The sequence below is a fragment of the Enterococcus pernyi genome (assembly GCF_045371165.1).
GTDB lineage: Bacteria > Bacillota > Bacilli > Lactobacillales > Enterococcaceae > Enterococcus_B > Enterococcus_B pernyi.
The window spans coordinates 61848-88338 of record NZ_JBIQDM010000013.1; the positions used below are offsets into that span (position 1 = coordinate 61848).

Below are 26491 nucleotides of genomic sequence, written 5' to 3' on the forward strand. Positions count from 1 at the left end.
AAAATCAAAAGGGAAAAAAGGGAAAGGATGTGCTACTATTCAATTAAGGATAAAGGTGGAGGACTAGCATGAGTAAAATAATCGAAGTAAAACATTTAAGTAAAAGTTATGGAAGTAGTAAATCACCGGTCAAAGTATTAGACAATGTTTCTTTTTCAGTTGAAGAAGGAGAGTTTATTGGGATCATGGGGCCGAGTGGAGCGGGAAAGACTACTCTGATGAATATCTTATCAACGATCAATCTACCGACGATGGGTAGTGTGATGATCCAAGGAAATGAAATCACAAAAATGAAAAAACATGAATTGAGTGATTTCAGACGAAAAAAAATTGGCTTTATCTTTCAAACGTTCAATCTTATTGATACATTGAATGGTAAAGATAATATTTTACTTCCTTTGGCTGTTGAAAATATGGCGAAAGATGAAATGGACCGAAGAGTTTTACATGTTGCCCAGCTTTTGGGGATCGAAGAATTACTAAAACGTTATCCTGATGAAATGTCAGTTGGACAAAGACAACGCATTGCGGCAGCTAGAGCTTTAGTAGTAGAACCAGAGGTGATTTTCGCAGACGAACCAACCGGATCATTGGATTCAAAATCAGCAACAGAATTGTTGAATTATTTAAAAACAGTGAACGAAGTTGAAAAATCAACGATCTTATTAGTGACACATGATCCTTATACAGCTAGTTATTGCAACCGTATTTTATTTATCAAAGATGGAGTGATTTTTTCAGAAGTGATCCGCCGTGGGACGAGAAAAGAATTCTTTGAAAAAGTCATCGATATGCAGGCGACGATTGGAGGAGGCGGTAAAATCAATGCTTTATAAATTAGCCGCAAAAAGTTTTTTAAAACAATCAAGGGGCTACCTTGTCTATTTCTTCAGTTTGACCTTATCGACGATGATCTATTACTCATTTAGCGCGATGACCTATGACCAATCACTGATTCGAAGGGCAAGTCAAGATGTTTCGATAGATAATATTTTAAAGCTTGGTAGTTGGATCATTACTGTTGTCTTACTCTTTTTCGTACTCAGTGCTAATCGCTTTTTTCTCAATCGGAGACAAAAAGAGATTGGGATCTATCAATTATTCGGAATCAGCAAATTCCAGATTTCATCAATCTATGTGTTGGAAACGATGACCATTGGTTTTTTTGCTTGTATGTTAGGGATTTTATTGGGAAGTATTTTCTCAAAATTGTTTCAAATGATTTTAGTACGAATGATGAAGATGGACATTACTAGTCGTTTTTTTATTTCTATCCCGTCCATTTTTGAAACCGTTGTGGTATTTTTTGTTATTCTTTCGGCAGTTTCTCTTTATTCACTATGGAAGATTTGGAGTTATCCCATGAATCGTAGTTTTGGGGAAAGAGAACAAGTGGAAAGTTCAATGTTGCGTATTCGCACAAGGCATCGTTTATTGGGCGTGATCGGAGTATTGATGATTTCTAGCAGCTATTTCGCGGCATTGAACTTCAGAGAAACAATTAGCCAGCTATTTGAAAAAAAAGTCAATCTAGGATTGATGATTGCTTTTCCCTTTTCAATATTGTTTGTCTGCATATTAGGGACCTACCTGTTCTTTCGTTATTCTTTTCGATTACTGCTCCATTTGTTGAGTGAATCGAGATTTAAGTACCGGGGAACCAATTTTTTGTTGATTGGGAATACACAAATCCATCTGTTAAAAGGCTGGCGAATGAATTCGTTGATCACATTAGTTATTGGCCTATCTTTGGCAATGATCGGCGGAATGATTGGAATCTCGACGCTCATTGCTCATCGTGAGGAAATTGATGCGCCTGTTTCTTATCAATTAGATACTCAAACGGCAGATAAACTGCGACCGATCTTAACAGAAGAGAATCAGAAAATCAGCGACGAATTAGTCTTTCATTACAAAGTAGTAGGGAGCTATTATAACCTGAGTATCGGTTCGGTATCTGGTGGCAATGAAATCAAGCCAGTCAATTTGATTTCAGAAAAAGAATACCGCGCCTTTCGCAAAATCAAGCCTAGTCTGCCAAACATCAAACTTACAGAGAAAGACCATGCAATTATGTTAGATTCAGTAGAAACGATGTTTCGTAATTTTTCCAGTTATGGGAAAAAGATCTATCTGCCGGATAAACAAGAACTTTTGATCCAACAGGTTCTTCCTGGATTTTTAGGAGATGAGGGCATGACCTATTATGGACCGACATTGGTCGTTGCTCAAGAAGTCTTTGACCGTGTCACTGGATTAGAATATCAGATCATCAATTGGAATGTGACTGGCGGTAATCAAGAAAAAATGACCGAACGATTAAATAAAGAAGTAGCTACTAATTGGACACACACGATTTATTATAGTTATGAGATTACTGACCAAGGAATAGTTGGGACGATCCATACAGATGCTTCTAAAGAAGAGGAAAACGAATATTCAGAAAATAAATTGACAGGACAAACATCACGTTTGAATTATAATGCGCGCTATCCTAGGTTGCGTGCCATCGACCGCCAAATTGGGATCAATATCTTTGTTGCCCTTTTTGTTGGAATGATCGTGATCATCGCAACCGGTAGTATCTTGATGGTGCGACAATTATCCGAAGCTGAAATTGAACGAACCAATTATCAATTGCTAACAAAATTAGGGATTGCTCAACGCAAAACAAATCGGATGATCTATAAACAAAATGCGTTGATGTTTTTTCCACCAATGATTTTGGGCATCACTCATGCAGTATTTGCCATCAATGTGTTTTCTCAATATGTAGAAGGGGCAGACTATTGGTTGGCATACTTTGTCTGTGGCTTATTGATCGTCATTTACCTACTCTTTTACTTTATGACTAGTCGTTTATATTGTCGGATCATTGAGGAATAAGAAAAATAGAGCAAAAAGGGGATCTTATTCTAGCTGAACGAAGGACAGAATCGAGTTGTACGAATTTATTTTCGTACGGCTCTTTTTTTGTTCTCTTTAGTTAGTGACAAAACTGTTAGCTGTAAAGCGCATTCTGTTAGTAAAACAAATGTTTTTTTGTGGATAGAATGAGTAGAATTTGACTAAGGATCTAAATAGGAGGAAAAAGAGATGAAACAATGGTGGCAGCAACCACAGGTTCGATATTGGCGAACTTTTATGCTTCGAACCCTTGTTTATTCGACGATACTATTATTACTCATTTATTTGTATCATTACAAAAATATTCAAGGTGGAACATTTATATATAACGAATTCTAGGAGGGAAACGATGAAGAAAAAAGGAATCGTGGCTGCGATCGATTTTTGGGGAATAGCAGACCCAGATAGAATCGCATATCAGACAGCAGAGGAGCAACACACATATCAAGAACTGAAGCACTCCTCAGATGCATTAGGCTATTACTTAGAGAAGCGTTTGACTACGAAGGGGCCAATCGTCGTGTTCGGCAATCTAGAGTTTGAGATGGTGGTATCATTCTTAGGCGCAGTGAAAGCAGGACATGCGTATCTACCGATTGATGCCCAAACACCGAAGGAGCGGATCGAAGCGATTTTACGTGTCGCACAACCTAGTATGATCATTAGTTTAAGTGACTGGGAGATTGGGACAGATATACCAATCATCCAAAAAGATTGTTTACGCTCGATCATCGCCTCGATAGTTGGTTATCCATTTGAGCATGTAGTGAAAGGTGATGAAAATTTTTATCTTATTTTTACTTCGGGCACCACAGGAGAACCCAAAGGCGTGCAAATCAGTCATGATAACTTGGTGAGCTTTGTCGATTGGGTCTTGCGCGACTTTCCAATCAAAGAGGGACAAGCTTTTTTAGCACAAGCACCTTTTTCTTTTGATTTATCTGTGTTCACTTTGTATCCAGCATTAGTTTCTGGTGGGATCATCAAGCCTTTATTCAAGGAAAACGTCCAAGATTTTCAAAAATTATTTGCTATTTTACCACAATTAAAACTGGACATCTGGGTATCGACTCCTTCGTTTGTCGATATTTGCTTGATGGACGCATCTTTTGACGAGGGGCATTTACCAGAGCTGGCTACGTTCATTTTCTGTGGCGAGGAATTGACGAAGAAAACGGCGCAAGCGTTACTCGAACGGTTTCCTTCAGCCAAAATTTTCAACACGTATGGGCCGACAGAAGCGACAGTAGCCATCTCTAGTATATTGATCACAAGAGAAGTATTAGCTACGTATGAACGATTACCAATTGGCTATGTTAAGTCCGATACGACCGTATCTATTTTGAAAAATGGCGCAAGTGATCGTGGCGAGATTTTGATTACTGGTCCTAGCGTGTCAAAAGGCTATTTGAACAATCCTGAAAAAACGAAGGAAGTGTTCTTTCAAGTAACTGGGCATCAAAACTATCGAACAGGAGATGCAGGATATTTAGCAGAGGACGGATTGCTTTTTATTGAGGGAAGAATCGATCAACAGGTGAAATTACATGGCTACCGCATTGAATTAGGTGATATTGAACATGCGTTGCTTAAAGATGAACGAATCAATCAAGCAATCGTTGTTCCCAAATATCAAGGGTCGAAAGTCCAACAATTAGTGGCGTTTGTTGTACTGAACCAAGCGATTCCGGATACTAATTATCAGTTGATACGTTCGATCAAACAAAGGTTGACCGATTTTCTAATGGACTATATGATCCCACAAAAAGTGGCGTTTATTGACCAATTTCCACAAACGAACAATGGGAAAATTGATCGAAAAGCATTGACAGCTGAGGTGAATAGGTGATGAGTCTCCCACATATGATTCCTTATGCGGAGCCGTATTATTTTCTATTACTGAGTTTTGCGTTAGCGCCAATCATTTTTTCTCTACTATTTTTCCAGAAACGTTTAGGAACTTATCAAGTTCTTGTAACTTTCTTTTTCTTGTTCATCAGCTTTGGAGGAACGTATTGGCAACAAGGACTTGCTTTGATTGGCTATGTGGTCTGGCAAAGTATACTTGTTTGGTGTTATTTCACTTATCGAAAAAAAAGAAATCAGAGTGTATGGTTTTATCTAGCGGTAGTTCTAGCAATTCTACCTTTAGCAATTACGAAAGTCACACCATTTCTAACATCTGGTAAGGGATCACTGCTTAGTTTTCTGGGTATTTCCTATTTAACATTCAAATCGGTACAAATGATCATGGAAATGAGAGACGGTATGATCAAAACCTATCATCCTTACCGTTATATTCAGTTCTTGTTGTTTTTTCCAACCATTTCTTCAGGACCAATCGATCGTTATCGAAGATTTGAAAAAGATCAGCTCCAACCACCAACAAAGGAACAATATCTGGAAATGTTGGAAAAAGGGGTCCATCATTTGTTTATGGGTTTTTTATACAAATTCATCATCGGTCATTATCTCGGACAGGTACTGTTACCCATCGTATCAAAAGGTGCCTTGGCTCATGGCGGAATCTCATGGTGGCTATTGGGTTACATGTATGTCTATAGTTTGTATCTCTTTTTCGATTTTGCTGGCTATAGTTTGTTTGCAGTTGGTACGAGTTATTTGATGGGCTATGATACCCCGATCAATTTCAACAAACCATTTTTAGCTTGGAACATCAAAGAGTTCTGGAATCGTTGGCATATGTCTTTGTCCTTCTGGTTCAGAGATTACGTGTATATGCGGTTGATGTTCTTCTTGATGAAGAAAAAATGGTTCAAGAGTAAGATCGTGACTTCAAATATCGGATACTTTGCATTGTTTCTATTGATGGGTGTCTGGCACGGTTTGACATGGTACTACATTTTGTATGGTATCTATCATGCAACGCTGATTTGTGTGACAGATTCATGGATTCGCTATAAGAAAAAACGGAAGAAAAAACTTCCTTCCAATCGCTTGACCCACGCATTTTCTGTTTTCATGACGTTTCAAGCAGTATGTGCTAGCTTATTGATTTTTTCAGGATTTTTAGATCAACTATTTTTTAAATAAATGACGAGTTTAAAGGAGAGAATAGATATGGAAGAACAAGTTTTAACGATTTTAGCAGAGATTACAGGTACAGATGAAGTGAAAGAAAATAAAGAAATCGATTTGTTTGGTGAAGGTTTATTGGATTCACTAGGATCTGTTCAATTATTAGTTGAGCTGGATGGACAGCTTGATGTACAAGTTCCTGTATCAGAATTTGATCGGGAAGAATGGGCAACACCAAACAAAATCATTGATCAAGTCAACGAATTGAAGGGATAATGATGAAGAAAAAGCTGTTTGCGATTTTTGGTCCAGTGATACTTGCGTTTATACTGATTGCGATTTTTTTCACTTCATCCTATCGCGTGAATGTAGCTGACCCAGAAATCATTCATAGAGCAGCCAGTTCGATGTCAGACAACGTCTTACGAGGGGATGTAATCAAAAATACAGCTTTTGCTGAAAAAAAGTATGTGCCTTTTCTTGGTTCGAGTGAATTGAGTAGGATCAGTCCCTTTCATCCTTCTGTTTTAGCCCAGAAATATCAACGGAGCTACGAACCATTTTTATTAGGTGCCCCTGGGACTCAATCGCTGAGCCAGTTCATGATGATGCGCTCAGCTAGTAAGGATCTCAGAAATAAAAAAGTAGTGGTCATCGTGTCTCCTCAGTGGTTCGTAAAAGACGGGGTGAAGGAAGACTATTTCAGTACCCACTATTCAGAGTTACAGACATTGGATTGGCTGTTTTCAATAAAAAAAGTGACTGCTTCAGATCGCTATTTCGCGCGACGTTTATTAAGTTTTTCAATCGTTTCGAAAGATGAAGACATCACGCGGATTTTAAGTACAGTACAAAAAGGAATCAAACCCAATGATAAAGAATTAGCAGGCTTGGAAGATAAATGGAACATCTTGAAGCGTGAGGATGAATTATTTAGTGGGATTGGTTTGACGGATAAACAAAAACAGATCGATCAAGCGACTAAACCATTACCGACTAGCTATGAAAAAGAACAACTAAATAAGCTCGCTACGCAGATTGGTGCTAGTAAAACTAAGAATAATCCTTTTGCTCTAAAAGATGATTTCTACAATACCCGAATCAAACACCATTTAGCTGAGTTGAAAGACTCACAGAAAGACTGGGATTATAGTTTTTCAAAGGAATATTCTGATTTTCAATTATTATTGCAGCAACTAGCAAATGAACATACTGAAGCATTATTCATTCTTCCGCCAGTGAATGAAAAGTGGAGTGATTATACCGGTTTGTCTCAAGAAATGTTGCAAGGATTTGCTAAAAAAATCAGGTATCAATTAAAGAAACAAGGATTTCAACACATCGCAGATTTAACCAAAATGGCTAATGTTCCCTACTTTATGGAAGATACGATCCATCTTGGGTGGCAAGGCTGGTTGACTGCAGATCAGTATATCCAACCTTTCCTAGAAGAGAAGCAACCGATGTCTCATTATCAAATGGATGCTGCTTTCTATAGTAAGGATTGGCAATTACAAACCCCAGATACACTACCAGAAAAATAAACGATACATTGGAACCAAAATAAAAGACGAATGAAGAAATTCGAGGAATGACCTGTAACGTCCCAATAGAGGGGATGTTATGGGTTGTTTTTTAGATGTTAGCAGATTCAAAAGAAGACTGGTGTTATAATATGACTGCATAAATCAAACAAATATGCTGCCCAAAAATCAGTGAACAATGATATAATTCTACTATTAAGTATGGAAAAGAGGGAAAGCGTTTGAATAAAAATGAAGAACAATTATTGATTGATTTAACAACTGCGCGTGGCGTACCAGGAAATGAAGAAGAGGTACGAAAAGTCTATAAAAAATATGCAGAGCAGTTCACAGATGATATTTTTTACGATGGTCTAGGTAGTATCATCGCAAAACATGATTCTGGCAAGGGCCCTAAAGTATTTATCTCCGGACATATGGATGAAGTTGGTTTTATGGTTACAAAGATCACAGATAAAGGATTTATTGAATTTCAAACACTTGGTGGTTGGTGGGGCCAAGTCATGTTGGCACAACAAGTAGAAATCAAGACCCAAGAGGGAAAAATCATCCATGGCGTGATTGGTTCAAAACCACCACATGTCTTGACTGCTGAAGTTCGTAACAAACCTTATGATATCAAAGATATGTTTATTGACATCGGGGCGACAAGCAAAGAAGAAGCGACGGAATGGGGCATTCGTCCTGGTGATATGGTCACTCCTTATATTGAATATCGTCGAATGAATGATGGAAAATTCTTGTTAGCAAAAGCATGGGACAATCGTATTGGGACAGCTGTTTCTTTACGTGTACTTGAAAATCTAGCAAAAGAAGGACATCCGAATGTCTTATTTGCTGGAAGTGATGTACAAGAAGAAGTTGGTTTAAGAGGTGCGCGCACAAGTACTCATTTGGTCGACCCTGACATTGCGATTGCTTTAGATACAGGTACTGCTGGAGATACACCAGGGATGACACCGAAAGAGGCAGATTCAGTTTTAGGTAAAGGACCACAAATCTTGATTTTCGATGCTTCGATGATCCCACATAAAAAATTATTGAATTTTGTGATCCAAGTGGCAGAAGAAATGGCTATTCCATTCCAATATACTGTCATCACCGGTGGGGGAACAGATGCGGGCCAAATGCATGTGTCACGTAATGGTGTGCCATCTATTGCAATCACGGTACCCGTTCGTTATCTGCATTCACATACATCGATCATCCATGAAGAAGATTACTTCAATACAGTGAAGTTAGTTACTGAAGTAGTCAAACGTTTGGATAGTGAAAAAGTAGCAGAAATCAGGAGTTATGAGTAATGAAGAATGTTTCTGAATATCGAAAAAAAGCCCGAGCATCTTTAGAAGGACAGTGGGGGATCAATGCTTGGATCATTTTCCTTTCAGTCTTTATTGGGTTGATCATCCAGCAGCTTTTTGTAGGTATCTTCCCAACAGATAGCACACAGGCAAACATACTCAATTTTTTGCTCCAACACGTATTGATTTTTGCGTTTACTTATGGGGTCTATTATATCTCATTAGTTGTGGTCAGAGGTGGGCGAGCAAAATCCAATCTGTTATTTGCTGTTTTTCAAAAAGAATATTTTGTACCGATTCTGCTTATCAATCTTTTAAATACCGTATTTAATTGGTTAATCAACGGGATTATACTTTTGCCTAGTTTTTTGATTGGCGGATTCAATACGTATATCAATCTACTTTTTAATGGAAATGCATCACCGCAAGGGATGATAAATGATTTTACGATTGATCTGAGTTTTGCAGTCTTTACAACTTTACTATTCTTCGTGTCGCTATTTGTGATGACGATCGTTGCAGGATTATTCCAATTTGCTGCTTGGACAAAGTTTGACTATCCGAAACTGACAGTTATCCAAAGTTTGAAATATGCCTGGTTTTTATTGAAAGATCGTATTGGGACCTATCTTCTTCTACAACTTTCATTTATTGGTTGGTATATTCTCGGATTTATTGCGCTGTTCTTTGGTTTACTTTGGGTAATTGCTTATGTCAATGTGTCGATTGCACAATTTTACGAACAAGCTCGTATTGAAAAAGGCAGCCCAATGGAATACTTTCACTTCGAATAAGCAGTTTTTCTTATGAAAATAAGAAATTGTGGTAGCATAAGTTTTTGAGGGGGAATCAGTCATGAAATTAACCGTTTTAGGTTGCTTAGGTGCATATCCTTATAAAAAACAAGGAACGACGAGTTATCTGTTGCAAGCTGATCAATTTAATTTGTTGATTGATGCAGGGAGCGCAACGCTTGTGAAATTGGAAGACCATCTTGATCCGCTTGCTTTAGATGCTGTGATCATCAGCCATTATCATCATGACCATATCGCAGATCTAGGTGTTTTGCAATATGAATGGCAATTGCATCCAAACAGAGATCAGGAAAAGCTATTACCAATCTATGGACATACGAAAGATGCCAGTCATTTTGAACAATTGACGATGCCAGGAGTGTCCCAAGGAGTGTCATATGATCCAACCCAAGAACTTGAAGTCGGACCATTTTCGATCACGTTCTTGGAAACGATTCATCCAGTGGTTTGTTATGCCATGCGTATTGTCGAAAGAGCCACCGGAAAAGTACTTGTTTTTACAGGAGATTCTGGCTATTTAGAGAGTTTTATTCCCTTCGCTAAAGACGCGGATCTCTTTTTGGCAGACACGTATCTTTTTGCAGGAAATGAGCGACACAAAGCGCATTTCACTTCAAAAGAATCCGGAGAGATCGCAAAAGCGGCAAAAGTCAAAAAACTGGTTTTGACACACTTGCCACAATTCGGTGACCTAACACAATTAGAGAATGAAGCAAAAGAAGCGGCTGGAGAAGAAATCGAAGTTGCTTTAGCTGAAGTCGATAAAGTGTTTGATATATAGGAGGACGAGCAGAATGATTTTTGTACCAAATGAAAACCATGATCCAAGAGTAAATTTAGCAATCGAGACCTTTTTACTGCAAGAGATGCCATTAGAAGAACCAATCTTGCTTTTTTACATCAATGAACCGTCAATCATTATTGGTCGAAATCAAAACACGATCGAAGAAATCAATCGTGAATATGTTGAAGAACATGGCATCCATGTGGTACGTCGTTTAAGCGGTGGTGGAGCAGTATATCATGATTTTGGTAACTTGAATTTCAGTTTCATCATGCCAGATGATGGGGATTCGTTCCGTGACTTTGCGAAGGTGACTAAACCAATCATCCAAGCGTTACACGAATTAGGTATTTCAGGTGCCGAATTAAAAGGACGTAATGACCTGGTAATCGATGGCTTGAAGTTTTCAGGGAATGCTATGTATGCTACAAATGGTCGAATGTTTGCACATGGAACGATCATGTTCGATTCAGACATTGATGAGGTAGTCAATGCGCTGAAAGTGAAAAAAGAAAAAATCGAATCCAAAGGAATCAAATCGATTCGTTCACGAGTTACAAATATCAAACCATTCTTACCTGAGGAAAAACAAGGGATGACAACCGAAGAATTTCGTGAAGACATTCTTTTGAAAATTTTCGGCGTATCTTCAGTAGAAGACGTAAAGACCTATGAATTGACAGAAAAAGATTGGGAAAAAATCAATCAAATTTCTGAGCAGTATTATCGAAATTGGGATTGGAATTATGGAAAATCACCAGATTTCAACTTTTCACGCCAAAAACGCTTTTCGATTGGGTCGATCGAGGTACATCTGAATGTCTCAGAAGGGATAATCGAGGATGTAAAAATCTTCGGCGATTTCTTTGGTCTAGGAGATATCAAAGATGTTGAACAAGTGTTGACAGGTATAAAGTATGACAAAGCTACTTTACAAGAAGCAGTGGAAACGATCGATATCAAGAAGTATTTTGGTGCAATCGAAGCACAAGATTTATTGGAGTTATTGTACTAAATAAGGTTGTGACAGAAGCGTCTTGACCTAGGAAGTAAGATAGAAAATTGAAAAATAGTTTTTCGTATTTTACAATTTTTAGTTTAATGTTGAATGTCCGCTTCTGGAACATCATTTATTCGGTTGTAGGGTGATAAGCTGACGAATAGCCAATATCCCAGACCCGACAATCTGAAATAGATTATAAGACCTTCAAAAACAGCCTGTTGACTGCTTTTGAAGGTCTTTTTTAATTAGAGGGTATATTGATTTTTAGGCGATCGACCCACTTATCTTTTTCTTGGACCAAGGTGCTGCTGTATTTGTCGAGCGTGGTCTGAATCATCATCAAGTCATACTGTTCTTGTCGTATCAATTCTTCTGTCACATGTTTGGAAAAAATATTTTTCTCATAGTGTGTACTGTGCTCACAGTGGATCTGGATGTGAGAATTGATTTCTTGGATCGATAAATAGATTTCTCGATGCAAAGGATTTTCAATGGCTTGTGTTTCGCGAAACGAATGCTCTAAAATATGGATGAGTAATTGTGTGAAATCTTCATCATGGATCGGTAAAGAAGCTGGGATGTGGGTGTGAAAATCAACCTTGATATTCTTTTTAGCAGCGACTTCTTGATATCTAGCCAAAATCAAATTTGTTAGTTGGTGACCTGTCGGAAAAAGAGACAAATCCAATCGTCTTGTTTCGTCTACGATCCGTTTTAAGTAAGTTTTCACTTCGGCTTGTTCATTTGTATCAATCAATTGACTCAGTTCTTCCATTTGTACAACAAAGTCATTTTTTGCTTGATCGATTTGTTGGATCTGTGCTTGGATTTTTGCATAATGTGTTTCGATCAGATCTGTTTTAGTTTGTAAGAAAAGACGTTCTTTATGGTAACTATCGATTTTCATGATATTCTCCATGATATTGTATCCGACAATAACAATCAGGAGAATCGCAAATAAGAGCGTGGACCAGTTGATGATCGAATGCCCAATCCCTAAGGCAGTTTGAATATAAAACATACAATGAAAGATAGCGATCAAAACGATCCAAGGACTACATACAGTGAAAAAACGATTTTGTTTATATGCTTCACCGATACTTGCTATAGAAGTAACTAGAGTGCTTACAACACTAACAACACTAGCAAAGGGCATCAATTCAGGTAATTCAAAATCTGAAAATAATGCATAAAGTAAGATGTTGGCAAAAACAAATGTTTGGAAATAGCAGAAATAACCATACCATTTCTGATAGTTTGTCATTTTGGACTGATAGTAAAAAATAATCAGTATAGAAGTCAAGATTGCAAATAAGTGTGAAAAAATCGAATGTACGATTGGTTCAAAAAGAACACCACTCAAGATATCTTCCGAAATCGATTCAAATCCAAGCACGAAAGAAAATAGGCTCAAAATCAATAATGAACGATCTAATCTATTATGCCTGTAGAGAATATAGCTAGTCCAGATCAACAATCCGATGGCGATAACGAAAGCCAAGATCATCGCGATGACTTGTGGGATCGATTGTGAAAAAATGAAGCTGATCATTGGACTGGTGGTCCCCAAATAAACTTTGGGTGTTAGACCAGCATAATTTTGATAAGGCGAGGAAACAACGATTTTCAACGTCTTTCCTACATAGGGTTCTGGTAGATCGATGATCGATAAAGACAATCCAGGATTGTTTCGTGCGCTTTCTTTGGAGCGACTGTAGAGTAGCGCGTCATCTAATGAGACACTTAACCATTGATGATTGCCTTTGATCAAGAGATTGGCATCCGCCAATTCTTTATGTAGAGTAGTTTCCATTATAAATGGTTCATTCTTGTCGATGGACGGCATGTAGTCGATATGGTTACTGTCGAACTGAAAATAAGGATCGTGCTCGGAATAATAGACCCATGAATCATCAATCTGAGACATTTGTTTATTGTCGATTGGCGTGAAGAGGTAATGAAAAAAATAAGCGATACTTATTATAAATAACGATGCAAATATAATAAGTACGCTCCATTTGATTTTCATAGAGAATGGTATAATTTTATTACGTCCGTTATTAAAAATAACCATAGACAAATCTCCTTTAATAAATTATCTAATTCCAGAGTAAACTTTTTTCATTTAACAGTCAATTTTTAGCTATTTTTATCGTTTTTTTTGTTTGCTTGTTTATTTTTTTATAGAGAATCTTCAAACTGAGTATTAATATTGTCAAAAAAATTTCGTTATTATATTATAGATTTAATAAAATGTTTCTTAAGGAGGTTCAATGTGCCTATCTATAAAAAAATAACTTTTTTCAGTTCGATTTCGTTAGTGGTTATTCTAGCAATCATTTTGTGTGTCGTGCTGCTCCCTCGAGTATTTGGGCTGACACCGCATATCATTGATGACCAAGCGATGGCATCGTCTTATGCAGAAGGAAGTCTGATCTATGTACAGAAAAGAAAGACAGATACGATTTTAGTTGGAGATGTGATCACCTACTATGAAAATTCAGGTAAACATATCGTGACAAGAAGGGTCGTTGCTATTGAAGATCAACACCAGTATTTTTACACGAAAGCTGATGGAAAAACGCAAATCGAAGTTGAAGCAGTACGAGATCGTAATATTATTGGCACGCCTATATTCAAGATCCCGTACATAGGGTTATTGTTCTCACGGCATGCGTTCAATTGGATGAAATGGGTATTCCTAGGAATCGCTGTGTGCTTGTCCTCCATTACAGCTTGGCATACTTACCTTGAACTGAAACAACGTCGAGAGAAAGAAACTGATTTTTTTTCTGACATGTAATAATCATATTTTTATTTACCAGCTTCTCCCTCTTGTCGAAAGATAGGTTTCTTCGTATAATGTTTGGAAGAGGAGGGGAAGTATGCGTAATGAAATGATGCATCGTCCCGTTGTAAAAGAAGAGTTATTGGATTTTATGCGGACAAAACAAAAACAGTTAACTGGAGAATTGGGGAAAGTTGAAGAGGAAGCACATGCGGCGGAAGTGCCGATCATTCCTCATGAGACGGTCGTCTTTTTGCAGTTTTTATTAGGACAGATCAAACCAAAAGAAGTACTTGAAATTGGAGCTGCGATTGGTTTTTCCTCTAGTCTGATGGCACAAGTCATTGGAAAAGAAGGTCATGTGACGACGATCGATCGCTTTGACGTGATGATCAGAAAAGCGAAAGCAACGTATGAGCGTTTAGAGATGACGGATCGAGTGACATTATTAGAAGGCCAAGCGGCTGATATTTTGCCAACATTGACAGGTCCGTATGACTTTATATTTATGGATAGTGCAAAATCAAAATATATCGAATTCTTGCCTGAATGCCTTCGTGTATTGAAAAAAGGCGGCGTCTTGATGGTTGATGATATTTTTCAAGGAGGGACGATTCTTCTGTCAGATGAAGAAATCCCAAGAGGAAAACGAGCGATCCATCGTAAATTGAATGAATTTCTACGCGTGGTTATGGAACATCCGGATTTGACCTCTACGTTGTTACCTTTGGGTGATGGTGTGATTTTGATCACGAAAGAGGCAGAAACAATCGACTTATAATTGCCAGATTTTTTAGTAAAGATTCAAAAGAATGCTAGCTAAGCTAAGCGAGTAGCTAAGTCAATTTCATTGATAGCAAGGCAGAAGTTGAAAGTAGGGAATCTATCCAATCAAGTTCTGCCTTACTATGTTGGACGAAACAGACTTTCATGTTCCATGATAAAATGACAAGTCGATCGTAGCAAAAAATTATAATATGAAAATCGTGGCTGTATTTTTACAGTAAAAACTGTAAGAAAAAAGTACGATAAAAATTTTTGTTTCATAAAATAACTATTTTGTATTGACATAAGCTTTCAATTTATCTATAATTATTTTTGTTCCGCTAAAGCTGTCATAGTAGCTCAGCTGGATAGAGCATCCGCCTTCTAAGCGGACGGTCGGGGGTTCGAATCCCTCCTGTGACGTAAAAAACCGTTAGAAACTTTTGTTTCTAGCGGTTTTTTTGTCTCTTGTGCTAAATAAGATTGATTCATCGCTGAACGTTGAAGGTGCTAGCTTGATCGGATAAAAAATCGATGGTTCAAATTCCAAAAAGTAAAATGATAAAAAGTAAAATCAAATCATATAAGATATGTGCAAGCATAGGGATCAATAAGTTTTGTGTTTTTAACTAGGCATAGAGAGAAGGGGCATGAGCCAAACCAATAACAAAAATACATTGACAGAGATTCCCATCGTATACGGCATAATGGCTGAGACCAAAAACCAATAGAGAAATCGTACTAGCGCCCCAAATAGAAAATTTAGTACGCATAAATGTAGAAAGTAAAAGAAAGATCAAAACAAAAATCGCAGCAATATAAAGTTCTTCTCCAATCAGGCTCACGCTAAGCTGTGATAAATATAGGATTATTTCACCAACGTTTAACCCTTCGTACTAATTATCTCCACCAGCATTTGCGGCCATGGTTTGATTCAGCAGCTTTCCAGTCAAGATAAAAATATCTGAAAGTAGTGAACCAAGAATAAGGATAAAAGCAATCCAACGCCAATCTTTCTTATTGATTTTTTTGAATAAAGTGTTTGTGTTGTTCCAACCAATCAGTATGATTAAAGCAAGCGCTCCCCCTATAGGTAAAAAGGTCCAATCTAACCTACCTGAGAAGATCGGATAAGATGTCATCATTCCCCAATCAGCAAAAATTAAAATAATGAGTGCTAAGAGTGACCGCCACAGATTGAGTTTGATAGTTTTAAACATTGCGAACATTAAATAACTCCTCCTATAAATAAAATCAACAAAGGGCGATTGTAACATTGAGATGGAATATCGAGAAATAATTTGCTGTCATTTTTAGCGTTTGATTAGAGACATCAATAAGTAGATAAAAATAGAATGAATACGAGTACTCAGTAAATTAGCCTTTTTTGACAATAGAATAATTTGCTTATCAAAAGGAAAAAAGGATCTTTTTAATCATTACCTATTTTTTTGAAGTTTTTTCATTTGGATCAATATAGGGAAAGTAGATATCTATGATAAAATAAAGTAACAACATCAACTGGACGATTAATAAGGACCGATGTTCCTTAGATCGAAAATCGAATGGGTTTATTTCAAGAGAGGATAAAGGGAAGCGCTTATGTTAATCACCAAAAAATGGATGGATCGTTTAACAGGTCCGTATCGATCATCAGGAATGTTTCGCTGTTTAGCGGAATCTCAGAGTTTGGACAGTATCAGTAGTAAAGTGATTTTATTGATCGATGAGACCAAAGTGACGATTTTATTTTTGAATTTTTTTAAAACGAAGGTTATTGATCATCTCACGTATGAGCGAACAGTGATCGAAGAGGAACAAGTAGCATTAGGTGGCGGATTATCCGTGGTCTGGCGTTTTTCCGCTGGCAGAAAGCACTGGCGGTTTCGTATTATGAAAAAAATCATCCCTTTAGGTGATGAACAAAGAGAATTTTTGATGCAACTTGAGTAATGATATCACTTACGAAAAAAAGAAGAACAAAAAAGAAGAACACTAGCAACGATATTGTCGTTGCATAGTCGTTCTTCTTTTTTATTAAAACCGTGTGATGATGTCATCTAAAATAGCAATCAATTCTTCTTTCTCCACGTTTAGATTTCCATTGATCCACTCAGTCAGGACACTAGTAGTGCCGGAAATAGAAAAAAGAATCTCTACTTTATTTTTGACATCTTTCATATCTAATTGTTCTTCGTCCATGACTCTTTTTATCAGGATCTGTGTAAGTTGGACAGAGAGTTCATCATCCATGAAATCATTAAAGAAAAAGTAAAAAACAGCTTTGTTCTCATCTACATGATTGACTAAAGTATGGACGAATCGGCGAAAGTCATATTGCTCTTTGTTGGGGTAAGTTTGATCGAAGATATCTGTCAGTGTACAAATCGATTCTTCAATGATTTTTGAACGCAAATCATAGATATCCTCATAGTGAGTATAAAACGTCCCTCTCCCGATATCTGCTTGTTGTGAAAGCTCCGCAATCGTGATTTTATTGATGGGTTTTTCTTTCGTTAAATCTAAAAAGGCTTGTTTGATTGCGTGCTTCGTTCTTTTGCTTCGACGATCCATTTGTATCTCCTTTTTTAGACAGTATCTTTCTAAGTGTTCATTATTGGACAGATGTTGAATCATTGCCTATAGGAAGTCACTTTTTAAGTAATTATAATAAAGTTACGTAAAGAAAGAAAGTTTTGTTTCAAAAGGAGTAGATGGATATGGAAAAATTAACGATTCGTTCAATTGATAGAAAAGACTTAAACAAAGCAAGTGAATTTGCAGCACAAGGGATGAATTTTTCGAGCTATACAGAAAATCCTATTGCACTTTATCTCTATCGTCAGTATGCACTTACAGGCGCATTGATGAAATCAACCGTCACATTAGGTGCGTATCTAGACGGTCAATTTGTCGGCTTTCTTTTTGCTCGCTTCGATGGGGAAACAAAAGTGCCTGTTGGATGGGGGAGACGCTTGTTTGTCAACGTAGCAGAAAAATTGATGGGATTGACCGGATATCGAGAGGCGATAGGAACTTATGACCAAGCCAATCAAACAATGTATCATGAATTTGCATCCACTCATCCAGAAGGCGAAGTCACTTATTTTGCTGTTGATCCCACATTGAAGGGTAAGCGGATTGGTTCACGCTTGTTAGAAGAAATAGAGAGACGTTATAAAAATAAGCGAATATTTCTCTATACAGACTCTAATTGCAACTACCAATTTTACTTAAAAAAAGGATTTACCATTTTTGGCCGCCAACCAGTCGATCTAGGTGGAGGAGAATCAATAACCTGTTACTTATTAAGCACGACCTTATGACTAAATAAAGACTACTGCTAGAGGTCGGGACAGAAATGTTTAGCCTTATTTCCGAAGAGGTTACTTCTGTTCCCGCCGTTTATTCAGTTTTATAATATGCAAAAGGAGTAATGTCCCCGTCACTTGTTTGTATTGTTACACTCTTGATTTTTGAGAGTAAGTTGCAGAAAAAAAACAGCAGTTCCTTTATAATCAAGGAGAGATCGTTTTCGGTTGGTACTCATAGCAATGATCCAGCTAAAAAAAGACGGTCGATCGCCGATTTTAGAAAGGAAGAAAACAGATGACATTATTATCTCAAATTTTAGTTACACTTGTTGCCTTGGAATTTCTTTATATCATGTATATTGAAACTTTTGCGACGGAATCTGCAACAACTAGTCGAGTCTTCAACATGCCAAAGGAAGAATTAGGACGTCAGTCCGTACAGACTTTATTTAAGAATCAGGGGATCTATAATGGGTTACTTGGTGTGGCATTGGTGTACGGCGCTTATTTTTCAAATGCACCAAAAGAAATCACGGGGCTATTATTGATCTATATTTTGCTGGTGGCGGCTTATGGTAGCTTTACTAGTGATCGCTTGATCATCGTCAAACAAGGTGGGTTAGCAGCGATCGCACTCATTACGTTATTCTTTTAGGATATAAAAGAATAACTGCTGAAAAAAAATTATGAAAGTTTGTGAAAAAACTTACTTTAATCAACAAAATATGCTATCCTGTAACGTGCATTTTATCAATTTTTTATGAAAATGGGGTAGTAGTGTTGTTAAAGAATTATATTGGTTTATTGAAAAAAGAATTTTCTGGTTATAATCTTTCAGTATTTCAAAAAGATTTATTGGCAGGTATTACAGTCGCGGCGGTTGCTTTGCCACTCGCTTTAGCTTTCGGTGTTTCAAGTGGAGCAGACGCAGCTGCTGGTCTGATCACTGCTGTAATTGCTGGTCTAGTCATTGGTGGTTTATCTGGTGGGTTCTATCAGATTTCTGGTCCTACTGGCGCGATGGCAGCAATCTTGATGTCGATTGCCGCAAAACAAGGAATGCAAGGCGTCTTACTGGCTACTTTTTTGGCTGGAGTTCTTTTACTCGCTGCGGGTGTCTTACGATTAGGAACGCTGACTTCATTTATCCCTGCACCTGTCATCACAGGGTTTACCTCTGGTATTGCAATCATTATTGCTTTAGGTCAGATCGATAATTTATTCGGTGTTCATTCAGAAGGGGCCAATGTGATGGAAAAATTGGCTAGTTATCAAAACTTAGGCTTTGAAATTTCCTTGCCAACGATTTTAATGGGAAGTTTGGTCATTATTGGGATGTTGGTCTATCCTAAAAAATGGGGGCAAAAGATCCCAAGCTCATTGTTGGCAATCATCCTCACAACTGCGTTGATGATGATCGTTGATTGGCCAATTGCGACCGTAGGGGAAATTCCCCAAACGTTGATCAGTAGTAACCGTTTGGTACTTGGTGATTTTAGTTTGTCAGCGATCCAAACAGTGATTGTACCAGCAATCAGCATTGCACTGTTAGGTATGATCGAAAGTTTGTTGTGTGGTGCTTCGGCAGGCCGAATGGCGAATCGTCAGTTAGATAGTAATCAGGAGTTGGTCGCACAAGGAATTGGTAATCTACTGTTACCATTTTTTGGTGGGATTCCAGCTACAGCAGCCATTGCTCGAACGAGTGTCGCAATTAAATCCGGTGCTCAAACAAGAGTAGCTGGAATGATCCATGCAATCGTATTGTTTCTATCCATGCTTATTTTTGCACCAATCATGTCGAACATTCCGATGCCAGCATTAGCAGGTGTATTGATCGTCACAGCTTGGCATATGAATGAATGGGAAACGATCAAAGAACTATTCGCTAAAAGATACTGGTCAGCGCTTCTTCTATTTTTCTTGACGATGGGGTGTACAGTGATTTTTGATCTAAGTATTGCAATCGTTATAGGAATTATTAGTGGGTGTGTATTTTTTATTGTTAAGAGTGCAGCCATCACGATCTCAGTGGAGGAAATCGACTGGCAGCGAATGAGCTTACCGGAAACGAAAAAGTTGGATAATTGGGCAGTTGTTTATATCAGTGGTCCTTTATTCTTCATGTCCGCCGAACGATTGAAAGCGACGTTAACAGAATTAGCAGATAAAGAAGGAATCATTTTTTCAATGCGCGGGGTGCCAAGTATTGATTTGACGGCGCAAAGTTTATTTGAAGAATTTCAAGAAAAAGCTGCTATGAAAGAACAAACGATTATTTACACCTCGTTACAACCAGAAGTGGAAAAGCAATTGCAACATCTTTGGGAAAAACAAAAGACAGAACAACATCTTACGGTGGCTCATGCGCTGACCTCTTTACACAAACAATATATGTTAGACAGTGAAATATAGTCAGTGGATTCGCTAAAAAAATTGTGGCTGCCGCCTGTTCTAAGGTAAAATAAGTTTATAGACGTTCGGGAGGTAGGAATGGATGAATATCAAACAAGTGAGTGAAGAAAAAGGAATCTCTGCGGATACGTTACGCTACTATGAACGAATCGGTTTGATCCCACCGGTGAACCGAACAAACGGAGGTATCCGAGATTATACGGAAGAAGATTTACGTTGGGTCGATTTCACCTTATGTATGCGTAGTGCAGGTTTATCGATTGAATCTTTGACTGAATATATTCGTTTATATAGCGCGGGTGATGAAACAATTCTTGCTCGTAGGGATCTTCTTATGGAAAAAAGTGAACAATTGGCAAAAAAAATTGCAGAGATGCAAGCTTGTCAGGAACGTCTCCAAAAGAAAATCGCGCGTTATAACCAAGATTTGGTCAAAGGAGATCCAATCTTAGCTTGATTTAGTCGCTAAAACCAAGAACCAACCAATCGATCATGATTTGAGAGACTGGTTGGTTCTTTTGTAGCCTTTACTTTTTTTCAACAAGTATTTTTCCAAGTTCTTGCCAATCTTCTAAAATCGTTTCTGTCAGTGTTCGATTATAAAAAATGGCCGCCGGGTGGAAGAGGGGAAGAACACGATACTGTTTAGTGGAAAATTGATAAGCATCATGCTGTGGATTCAACTCTAAGACTGGTCCGGTATACAGTTTCCCATGATTTTTTGAAATCGTATAGCCGTTACCTAATAGACGTTGTAGCCCAATATTGCCTAGCGTGGCAATCAAAGAGGGCTGTATATGTTGCAGTTCGTAATCTAAGATTGGTGCATGAGCAAAAACTTCCGTTTTACTGGGCGTTCGATTCGGATAAACGATCTCTGATTTTTTTGTCCGTCCATTAATGCGTTGGACGATTCGATAAGGACGGCTTCTGACAGCGCTAGTAATATACACTTCATCTCGAGATAAACCGACTGATTTTAGTGCGTTCATCAACTCTTTGCCAGCTTGGCCGCTAAATGGAATGTGATTTTCAATTTCTGTTTTACCAGGGGCTTCGCCAACTAACATCAATTTGGGTCGGATAGGACCTTGCCCAGCGACAAATCCTTCCACACGGTGTCCTTGAATACGCCGAGTTGCTTCGTCAATCAAATGTTTTGGGTAATCCATAGTATCAACTCCTATTCTTGTCCATTATAGAAAGAAATCGTTCAATTGACGAATGATTGGCAAAATAAAAAAGTTGTTGACTATTATAGTAGGATTTGTTATTCTAGTAATGTTGTAATTGTGGTCTCCACAGCTACAACCGCACAGAATGAGTTTGATTAAGTACAGGACACCCTGTCACTCTGGATGGCGAGTCTAAGTATGAAAATAAGGAGGTGCTTTAAAGCATGTACGCAATTATTAAAACAGGTGGTAAACAAGTAAAAGTTGAAGTTGGACAAACAATCTACATCGAAAAACTTGACGTTGAAGCAGGCGAAAAGGTTGTATTTGACGAAGTTATTCTAGTAGGTGGCGAAACTACGAAAGTAGGCGCTCCAACCGTTTCTGGTGCAACAGTTGAAGGTACAGTTGAAAAACACGGCAAACAAAAGAAAGTCGTTACTTTCAAATACAAACCTAAAAAACACTCACACCGTAAACAAGGTCACCGTCAACCATACACAAAAGTGGTTATCGACGCGATCAACGCTTAATCTGCGTTTGAGAAAGAAGGCCTAAACAATGATCAAAGGGACTTTTAAACGAAATGACGCTGGTCAAATCGTTTCATTTACTTTGACTGGGCACGCTGATGCCGGTCCTTACGGAAGTGATATCGTTTGTGCAGGTGTTTCTGCTTTAGCGATCAGCACTGTCAATGGGATTTCATCATTAGCTGGTTTTGAACCGATTGTTGACATGAATGAAGAAGAAGGCGGCTATTTGTACGTCGAAGTAATTTCACGATTGACACAAGAGCAAAACAATATTGCGGAAATCTTATTGGAGAATCTCCTATTAGGTTTACAATCGATCGAAGCTGAAAACCCAGAATATATCCAAACAAAAACAATTAATGATAAATAGGAGGTGCAGACCATGTTGTTAACAATGAATCTACAATTATTCGCCCACAAAAAAGGTGGCGGTTCTACATCTAACGGCCGTGACTCAGAATCAAAACGTCTAGGTGCAAAACGTGCTGACGGACAAACAGTTACAGGTGGATCAATTCTTTACCGCCAACGCGGAACAAAAATTTATCCAGGTGTGAACGTAGGTATTGGTGGAGATGACACTTTATTTGCTAAAGTTGACGGTGTTGTTCGTTTTGAACGTAAAGGCCGCGACAAAAAACAAGTGTCTGTTTATCCAGTAGCTCAAGAAGCTTAATGATTAAAACGCTCAATCCTTTGGTAATAAAGGGATTGGGTGTTTTTTTGTTTTCTTATAATTTTTTTGACCATACTTTTGACCATACTTTTAAAAATTAACATAATTGACAAGCTTATTAGTAGTCTCTATTTTTTTGTCTTTTGTCATATGAGTATAGGTATCCATAGTAGTTTTTATATTAGCGTGACCTAACCTTTCTTGGACTTCTTTCATGCTAGCATCTGCTTCAAACAATAAACTGGCATGAGTATGTCTAAATCCGTGTAATCCGATATTAGGCAAATCTGCTCGTTCAGAATAGATTTTATATCTTTCTGTAACCGCCTGATTAATCGTAAAGGTGTTTTTCTCATTGGTGAAAATGAATGCAGGTTTATTAAAGCCGATATGAAACAAATACTTCATTTGCAGCAGCTTCCATTCTTTTAAGCTAGCGATTGTCCGTTCGTCTAATATTAATCTTCTGTTTGATGCCGTGGTTTTAGGTTTTTCTGATACATAATATTCTGTTGCCTTCGTAACAGTCTTTGAGATGGTAAGCTCTCTACTTTCGAAATCTAAATCATTCCAATTTAAAGCGAGGCATTCGCCAATTCGACATCCGCTGAATGCTAACAAACGAAACATAGCATAATCCCTTATCCTGAAAAATTCATTTTTTTCTTTATTAATCGTATTTAAAAATATTTGCAGCTCTGCTTTAGTGTAATATTTTATTTTTAATTTTTTTTCAGCAGATTTATTTTTAGGGATAATTACATTGGCGAGCGGATTACTTTCAACGATCTCTAAGTTAATTGCCATTTTAAAAATTTTAGAAATATAGTTCACAAATAAAGGATATTGCTTTGAGGTTCCTGTTTTACTCCATTCAGTTACAACTTTTTGACAATATGCAACTGTGATATCTTTCATCGGTAAATTTCCAAATTTGGGTAAAATATGTTTGTCAAAAATCAGAGTAGTACGTGATAATGTACTTTTTTTTACATCAGATTTATAGTGTTCTATCCATAAATCGTAAATTTCCTTGAATGTTACTTTGCTAGATTTATCCGAAATTCCGTTCATTTCAACCTCTAATTCGAGGCGAGACAGGGCAAGTTTTGCTTCCTTTTGAGTCTTGAATCCTCTCTTAGTAGTATATTTCTTCTTTCTTGTGATAGGATCTATCCCAAGGTAAGTTTTGAAATACCACGCTTTTTCTCCGCTTTTCTTTTTATATTGTTTTATCATTGCCATTGCTTGTCCCTCCTTGTGGGAATGTATGTTCTTTTTTTGTTAAAAAATATAATTAGGCATAATTTACTTAAACCTCACAAAGTATATGCTGGCTGAGAAGATTTTTAACATTTCTCTCGTATTTGAAATCTAAGTCTGAAGACTCGATAAAATAGATAGGATTGACCTGCCGTGGCTTGAGATCATTTACTTCCATATAATCAATCAAAAGTTGATCAAGCATGAAACAATCGGCTTCATATTCCATTTTAGAGCGGGGAATGGTGAGTTTGTACAAGGCTTCAAGATCGTCATGTAAAACACCATGTCCCAGTTCATGATAAATAGACTTTAAAGCATCTAGTTCAGAAAGATTTTGGTTGATCAAAATTACTCTGTTTGTAGAATCATAATAACCATCAATATCTAAGTCTAAAAAGTATAGGGATATTCCCTCGCTGTTTAACAAAGCTTTCATTCTCTGCATATGACAATCCACCTTTATCTATCGCTAAATTTTCCTTTCAAAAACGCACGTATGGTTTCTTTATCACGTTCGGTCATTTCTACGCCGCCAAAACTTTTCATATTATCGAGTACGTCTTCTAGGTCATTAGTATCTAACTTTGTATTGTCCGGATCAGGATTGTCAGTCCTTCCAAGTAGGTAGTCAGTGGATACATTGAAGTAATCAGCTATTACTTGTAGATTCTCAGCTTTAGGGCTTTGTTTCTGTAATGTATAGAGATAATTTTTGCTGTATCCTAATTCAAGTGAAATATCTTTTAAAGTCTTATCTCTTTTTTTTGCTAATTCTTGTATTCGTTCAAATAGTGTCATTGTAAGCTTTCCACGCTTTCAAATGTATTTAACGAAAAAAGTACACAACTATTTGACAAAAGTGTTGACAAGAACACAGTTGTGGGTTAATCTTATCTCGTAAGCTAATTTAATAAGCTAACAAGCAGTAAGAAAGACACCTATATAAAATAAACAATTCGACGTCGCCAAACTAAGAATGTTAATTTAATAGGGGTTTAACAGGCTTATTTCGTTATGTCTATATAGTACACAACTATGGGACGGATGTCAACGGAAATTAGCTAATTTTATTAGCTTACAAATTTTAAAAGGAATGAGGTGAGAAGGATGTTTAATCGATTCAATAAGAGAAGCAAAAGACCTATCGGTCGAAAAAGCTATTTTAAGTATCTAAAAAGAAAACACGACTACACCAAATGCACTTGGTGTAATCGAGTTATAAGAAAAAATTCAAATTATTGTTGTTGGTGTAGCAAAGCTAATCTGGAAAAATAGTTTTTTTAACTGATTCTGATAATACATCAACAAGAAGATTATAAAGCGAGTCTTTGACTAATTTTGAAGCATTTGAAAAGCCCTTTTTGAATTTAGCCTCTGCTAACTGGGTTTTAGGTGTATCAACCAAAAGATCAGGAATAGCAGCTTTTATAAGAGCTTTATCGCTATCAGGCAAATTTTCATCTAAGGCAAGCAGCTCGATAGCACTTTCTAGGATGAGCGAAGTCCACGGATAGGGATTTGAGCAGTGCCGACAATAATTAGGAACTGGTATTGAAAACATTCCAAAAACTCCATCAACGGATTCGTGCCCTAATATGGGTGTTTTACAGGTTTGACAGGTAGTAATAACTTTGCTTCCGCATTTTTCGCAATACTCATCAGGTTGGGGATCTGAATTGTTAGTAGAGAGAATACTTATCTGATGACCATTAATGCAAACTTTTTGGAAATATTGTTTTTCTATAAGGATTACCTCCTTATCAATTATTTCAGCGGACCACTCGCTGATATGAAAATTATATCAAAATTATTAAACACGTTTAAGAAAAATAAGAAAGAAGGTGTTAAGTGTGTCACAAGATTTTATTGTTAAAGTCAGAATTCAATTAGCAAAGTATGGCAAGTCTCAGAACTGGCTGGCAGATACTATTGGGATTTCAAGACCGTATATGTCCGACATTATGAACGGAAAACGTAGTCCTGAAAAGCAAATTAAACCAATCGAGAATGCGCTAGCTTCATTGAGGGAGGGGAGTAGCTAATGGATTTGCACATACCAGATGAACAAATTCAGAATCAAGTGGCATCAGGAATCGTTAGTTTGGCAGTAGCAGAGTTTGAGAAGCGCATCAAAATGATGACAAAGACTGCTGAGCTACC

Annotated in this window: 30 protein-coding genes, 1 tRNA gene and 1 other annotated feature; of the genes, 23 read left to right on the forward strand and 8 right to left on the reverse strand. The window is 37.4% G+C overall.

Going from position 1 to position 26491, the window contains the following annotated elements:
• Positions 1-68 precede the first annotated feature (68 nt).
• The 11 genes from ACH0AK_RS13125 to lplA all read left to right on the forward strand — a co-directional run bounded on the left by ACH0AK_RS13125 (position 69) and on the right by lplA (position 11408).
• The gene (locus ACH0AK_RS13125) at positions 69-836 is read left to right on the forward strand and encodes an ABC transporter ATP-binding protein (RefSeq protein WP_019723768.1); all 768 of its coding nucleotides are present in this window, start codon (positions 69-71) and stop codon (positions 834-836) included.
• Complete coding sequence (locus ACH0AK_RS13130; protein ID WP_062805533.1) at positions 826-2886, forward strand: ABC transporter permease; 2061 nt, start codon at positions 826-828, stop codon at positions 2884-2886. The genes ACH0AK_RS13125 and ACH0AK_RS13130 overlap by 11 nt, the downstream gene beginning before the upstream one ends.
• A gap of 210 nt (positions 2887-3096) precedes the next feature.
• Positions 3097-3246, forward strand: a complete 150-nt coding sequence (locus ACH0AK_RS13135) for a teichoic acid D-Ala incorporation-associated protein DltX (protein WP_010736035.1) — start codon at positions 3097-3099, stop codon at positions 3244-3246.
• Positions 3247-3256: 10 nt separating this feature from the next.
• Positions 3257-4756, forward strand: coding sequence for a D-alanine--poly(phosphoribitol) ligase subunit DltA (gene dltA / locus ACH0AK_RS13140; RefSeq protein WP_409173766.1), 1500 nt, complete (start codon positions 3257-3259; stop codon positions 4754-4756).
• Entirely contained in the window at positions 4756-5961 is a 1206-nt protein-coding gene (gene dltB, locus ACH0AK_RS13145; protein ID WP_010736033.1) for a D-alanyl-lipoteichoic acid biosynthesis protein DltB, read from the forward strand. Before dltA ends, dltB begins: the two co-directional genes overlap by 1 nt.
• A 27-nt stretch (positions 5962-5988) precedes the next feature.
• On the forward strand, positions 5989-6222 hold the full coding sequence (gene dltC / locus ACH0AK_RS13150; RefSeq protein WP_010736032.1) for a D-alanine--poly(phosphoribitol) ligase subunit DltC: 234 nt from the start codon (positions 5989-5991) through the stop codon (positions 6220-6222).
• Between the two features lie 2 nt (positions 6223-6224).
• On the forward strand, positions 6225-7490 hold the full coding sequence (gene dltD, locus ACH0AK_RS13155) for a D-alanyl-lipoteichoic acid biosynthesis protein DltD (protein ID WP_499796956.1): 1266 nt from the start codon (positions 6225-6227) through the stop codon (positions 7488-7490).
• 221 nt (positions 7491-7711) lie between these two features.
• Positions 7712-8794: a M42 family metallopeptidase gene (locus ACH0AK_RS13160; protein WP_010736030.1), complete on the forward strand. Its 1083-nt coding sequence runs from the start codon at positions 7712-7714 to the stop codon at positions 8792-8794.
• Entirely contained in the window at positions 8794-9588 is a 795-nt protein-coding gene (locus ACH0AK_RS13165) for a DUF975 family protein (RefSeq protein ID WP_010736029.1), read from the forward strand. Before ACH0AK_RS13160 ends, ACH0AK_RS13165 begins: the two co-directional genes overlap by 1 nt.
• A 61-nt stretch (positions 9589-9649) precedes the next feature.
• Entirely contained in the window at positions 9650-10390 is a 741-nt protein-coding gene (locus ACH0AK_RS13170) for an MBL fold metallo-hydrolase (protein WP_226077100.1), read from the forward strand.
• Between the two features lie 13 nt (positions 10391-10403).
• Positions 10404-11408: a lipoate--protein ligase gene (gene lplA / locus ACH0AK_RS13175; protein ID WP_010736027.1), complete on the forward strand. Its 1005-nt coding sequence runs from the start codon at positions 10404-10406 to the stop codon at positions 11406-11408.
• Positions 11409-11637: 229 nt separating this feature from the next.
• Here lplA and ACH0AK_RS13180 read toward each other — a convergent pair whose 3' ends face one another.
• Positions 11638-13470, reverse strand: coding sequence for an ATP-binding protein (locus ACH0AK_RS13180; protein WP_023519279.1), 1833 nt, complete (start codon positions 13468-13470; stop codon positions 11638-11640).
• 201 nt (positions 13471-13671) lie between these two features.
• On the opposite strand from ACH0AK_RS13180, the gene ACH0AK_RS13185 reads away from it, so the two are divergent.
• The 3 genes from ACH0AK_RS13185 (at position 13672) to ACH0AK_RS13195 (ending at position 15372) form a co-directional block, all read left to right on the forward strand.
• Positions 13672-14199, forward strand: a complete 528-nt coding sequence (locus tag ACH0AK_RS13185; protein ID WP_226077098.1) for a signal peptidase I — start codon at positions 13672-13674, stop codon at positions 14197-14199.
• Between the two features lie 82 nt (positions 14200-14281).
• Positions 14282-14965, forward strand: coding sequence for an O-methyltransferase (locus ACH0AK_RS13190; RefSeq protein ID WP_010736023.1), 684 nt, complete (start codon positions 14282-14284; stop codon positions 14963-14965).
• 333 nt (positions 14966-15298) lie between these two features.
• Positions 15299-15372 (forward strand) — tRNA-Arg (locus ACH0AK_RS13195).
• 473 nt (positions 15373-15845) lie between these two features.
• On the opposite strand, the gene ACH0AK_RS13200 is transcribed toward ACH0AK_RS13195, so the two are convergent.
• On the reverse strand, positions 15846-16178 hold the full coding sequence (locus ACH0AK_RS13200) for a hypothetical protein (protein ID WP_226076897.1): 333 nt from the start codon (positions 16176-16178) through the stop codon (positions 15846-15848).
• Positions 16179-16551: 373 nt separating this feature from the next.
• Here ACH0AK_RS13200 and ACH0AK_RS13205 point away from each other — a divergent pair, with 373 nt between their 5' ends.
• Positions 16552-16902 carry a hypothetical protein gene (locus tag ACH0AK_RS13205; RefSeq protein ID WP_010736020.1) on the forward strand — a complete coding sequence of 117 codons (351 nt, stop codon included), beginning with the start codon at positions 16552-16554 and terminating at the stop codon, positions 16900-16902.
• An 84-nt stretch (positions 16903-16986) separates the two neighbouring features.
• On the opposite strand, the gene ACH0AK_RS13210 is transcribed toward ACH0AK_RS13205, so the two are convergent.
• A complete protein-coding gene (locus tag ACH0AK_RS13210; RefSeq protein ID WP_023519342.1) occupies positions 16987-17523 on the reverse strand; it encodes a TetR/AcrR family transcriptional regulator in 537 nt (178 codons plus the stop codon).
• Between the two features lie 146 nt (positions 17524-17669).
• On the opposite strand from ACH0AK_RS13210, the gene ACH0AK_RS13215 reads away from it, so the two are divergent.
• From ACH0AK_RS13215 to ACH0AK_RS13230, 4 genes are all read left to right on the forward strand, one after another.
• Positions 17670-18275: a GNAT family N-acetyltransferase gene (locus tag ACH0AK_RS13215; protein WP_010736018.1), complete on the forward strand. Its 606-nt coding sequence runs from the start codon at positions 17670-17672 to the stop codon at positions 18273-18275.
• A 283-nt stretch (positions 18276-18558) separates the two neighbouring features.
• Positions 18559-18918 (forward strand): DUF1304 domain-containing protein, encoded by a 360-nt coding sequence (locus tag ACH0AK_RS13220; protein ID WP_010736017.1) that lies wholly within the window; start codon positions 18559-18561, stop codon positions 18916-18918.
• Between the two features lie 125 nt (positions 18919-19043).
• Entirely contained in the window at positions 19044-20678 is a 1635-nt protein-coding gene (locus tag ACH0AK_RS13225; protein WP_023519344.1) for a SulP family inorganic anion transporter, read from the forward strand.
• 82 nt (positions 20679-20760) lie between these two features.
• A complete protein-coding gene (locus tag ACH0AK_RS13230) occupies positions 20761-21135 on the forward strand; it encodes a MerR family transcriptional regulator (protein ID WP_226076891.1) in 375 nt (124 codons plus the stop codon).
• A 70-nt stretch (positions 21136-21205) separates the two neighbouring features.
• Here the strand turns inward: ACH0AK_RS13230 and ACH0AK_RS13235 are convergent, their stop codons facing one another.
• Entirely contained in the window at positions 21206-21850 is a 645-nt protein-coding gene (locus ACH0AK_RS13235) for a uracil-DNA glycosylase (protein WP_010736014.1), read from the reverse strand.
• Between the two features lie 127 nt (positions 21851-21977).
• Positions 21978-22057, forward strand: a sequence feature (ribosomal protein L21 leader region).
• 20 nt (positions 22058-22077) lie between these two features.
• Here ACH0AK_RS13235 and rplU point away from each other — a divergent pair.
• The 3 genes from rplU to rpmA are packed head-to-tail and all read left to right on the forward strand — an operon-like array spanning position 22078 to position 23065.
• A complete protein-coding gene (rplU, locus tag ACH0AK_RS13240) occupies positions 22078-22386 on the forward strand; it encodes a 50S ribosomal protein L21 (RefSeq protein WP_019723824.1) in 309 nt (102 codons plus the stop codon).
• A gap of 28 nt (positions 22387-22414) precedes the next feature.
• Positions 22415-22759: a ribosomal-processing cysteine protease Prp gene (locus ACH0AK_RS13245; protein ID WP_010736012.1), complete on the forward strand. Its 345-nt coding sequence runs from the start codon at positions 22415-22417 to the stop codon at positions 22757-22759.
• A 12-nt stretch (positions 22760-22771) separates the two neighbouring features.
• Entirely contained in the window at positions 22772-23065 is a 294-nt protein-coding gene (gene rpmA / locus ACH0AK_RS13250; protein WP_010736011.1) for a 50S ribosomal protein L27, read from the forward strand.
• A gap of 90 nt (positions 23066-23155) precedes the next feature.
• Here the strand turns inward: rpmA and ACH0AK_RS13255 are convergent, their stop codons facing one another.
• The 4 genes from ACH0AK_RS13255 to ACH0AK_RS13270 form a co-directional block, all read right to left on the reverse strand.
• A complete protein-coding gene (locus ACH0AK_RS13255) occupies positions 23156-24310 on the reverse strand; it encodes a site-specific integrase (protein WP_499796958.1) in 1155 nt (384 codons plus the stop codon).
• Between the two features lie 67 nt (positions 24311-24377).
• Positions 24378-24776: an ImmA/IrrE family metallo-endopeptidase gene (locus ACH0AK_RS13260; protein WP_499796959.1), complete on the reverse strand. Its 399-nt coding sequence runs from the start codon at positions 24774-24776 to the stop codon at positions 24378-24380.
• 14 nt (positions 24777-24790) lie between these two features.
• On the reverse strand, positions 24791-25129 hold the full coding sequence (locus ACH0AK_RS13265; protein ID WP_499796960.1) for a helix-turn-helix domain-containing protein: 339 nt from the start codon (positions 25127-25129) through the stop codon (positions 24791-24793).
• Between the two features lie 460 nt (positions 25130-25589).
• Positions 25590-26120 carry a DUF2321 domain-containing protein gene (locus ACH0AK_RS13270; RefSeq protein ID WP_499796961.1) on the reverse strand — a complete coding sequence of 177 codons (531 nt, stop codon included), beginning with the start codon at positions 26118-26120 and terminating at the stop codon, positions 25590-25592.
• A gap of 61 nt (positions 26121-26181) precedes the next feature.
• On the opposite strand from ACH0AK_RS13270, the gene ACH0AK_RS13275 reads away from it, so the two are divergent.
• Entirely contained in the window at positions 26182-26373 is a 192-nt protein-coding gene (locus tag ACH0AK_RS13275) for a helix-turn-helix transcriptional regulator (protein WP_077151691.1), read from the forward strand.
• Positions 26374-26491: the final 118 nt, after the last annotated feature.

Bases quoted from the DNA above. Each gene is read 5' to 3' on its own strand.
- ACH0AK_RS13125 (WP_019723768.1), top strand. From the start codon at position 69: ATGAGTAAAATAATCGAAGTAAAACATTTAAGTAAAAGTTATGGAAGT.
- ACH0AK_RS13130 (WP_062805533.1), top strand. From the start codon at position 826: ATGCTTTATAAATTAGCCGCAAAAAGTTTTTTAAAACAATCAAGGGGC.
- ACH0AK_RS13135 (WP_010736035.1), top strand. From the start codon at position 3,097: ATGAAACAATGGTGGCAGCAACCACAGGTTCGATATTGGCGAACTTTT.
- dltA (WP_409173766.1), top strand. From the start codon at position 3,257: ATGAAGAAAAAAGGAATCGTGGCTGCGATCGATTTTTGGGGAATAGCA.
- dltB (WP_010736033.1), top strand. From the start codon at position 4,756: ATGAGTCTCCCACATATGATTCCTTATGCGGAGCCGTATTATTTTCTA.
- dltC (WP_010736032.1), top strand. From the start codon at position 5,989: ATGGAAGAACAAGTTTTAACGATTTTAGCAGAGATTACAGGTACAGAT.
- dltD (WP_499796956.1), top strand. From the start codon at position 6,225: ATGAAGAAAAAGCTGTTTGCGATTTTTGGTCCAGTGATACTTGCGTTT.
- ACH0AK_RS13165 (WP_010736029.1), top strand. From the start codon at position 8,794: ATGAAGAATGTTTCTGAATATCGAAAAAAAGCCCGAGCATCTTTAGAA.
- ACH0AK_RS13170 (WP_226077100.1), top strand. From the start codon at position 9,650: ATGAAATTAACCGTTTTAGGTTGCTTAGGTGCATATCCTTATAAAAAA.
- lplA (WP_010736027.1), top strand. From the start codon at position 10,404: ATGATTTTTGTACCAAATGAAAACCATGATCCAAGAGTAAATTTAGCA.
- ACH0AK_RS13180 (WP_023519279.1), bottom strand. From the start codon at position 13,470: ATGGTTATTTTTAATAACGGACGTAATAAAATTATACCATTCTCTATG.
- ACH0AK_RS13190 (WP_010736023.1), top strand. From the start codon at position 14,282: ATGCGTAATGAAATGATGCATCGTCCCGTTGTAAAAGAAGAGTTATTG.
- ACH0AK_RS13200 (WP_226076897.1), bottom strand. From the start codon at position 16,178: ATGTTCGCAATGTTTAAAACTATCAAACTCAATCTGTGGCGGTCACTC.
- ACH0AK_RS13205 (WP_010736020.1), top strand. From the start codon at position 16,552: ATGTTAATCACCAAAAAATGGATGGATCGTTTAACAGGTCCGTATCGA.
- ACH0AK_RS13210 (WP_023519342.1), bottom strand. From the start codon at position 17,523: ATGGATCGTCGAAGCAAAAGAACGAAGCACGCAATCAAACAAGCCTTT.
- ACH0AK_RS13215 (WP_010736018.1), top strand. From the start codon at position 17,670: ATGGAAAAATTAACGATTCGTTCAATTGATAGAAAAGACTTAAACAAA.
- ACH0AK_RS13220 (WP_010736017.1), top strand. From the start codon at position 18,559: ATGACATTATTATCTCAAATTTTAGTTACACTTGTTGCCTTGGAATTT.
- ACH0AK_RS13230 (WP_226076891.1), top strand. From the start codon at position 20,761: ATGAATATCAAACAAGTGAGTGAAGAAAAAGGAATCTCTGCGGATACG.
- ACH0AK_RS13235 (WP_010736014.1), bottom strand. From the start codon at position 21,850: ATGGATTACCCAAAACATTTGATTGACGAAGCAACTCGGCGTATTCAA.
- rplU (WP_019723824.1), top strand. From the start codon at position 22,078: ATGTACGCAATTATTAAAACAGGTGGTAAACAAGTAAAAGTTGAAGTT.
- ACH0AK_RS13245 (WP_010736012.1), top strand. From the start codon at position 22,415: ATGATCAAAGGGACTTTTAAACGAAATGACGCTGGTCAAATCGTTTCA.
- rpmA (WP_010736011.1), top strand. From the start codon at position 22,772: ATGTTGTTAACAATGAATCTACAATTATTCGCCCACAAAAAAGGTGGC.
- ACH0AK_RS13255 (WP_499796958.1), bottom strand. From the start codon at position 24,310: ATGGCAATGATAAAACAATATAAAAAGAAAAGCGGAGAAAAAGCGTGG.
- ACH0AK_RS13260 (WP_499796959.1), bottom strand. From the start codon at position 24,776: ATGCAGAGAATGAAAGCTTTGTTAAACAGCGAGGGAATATCCCTATAC.
- ACH0AK_RS13265 (WP_499796960.1), bottom strand. From the start codon at position 25,129: ATGACACTATTTGAACGAATACAAGAATTAGCAAAAAAAAGAGATAAG.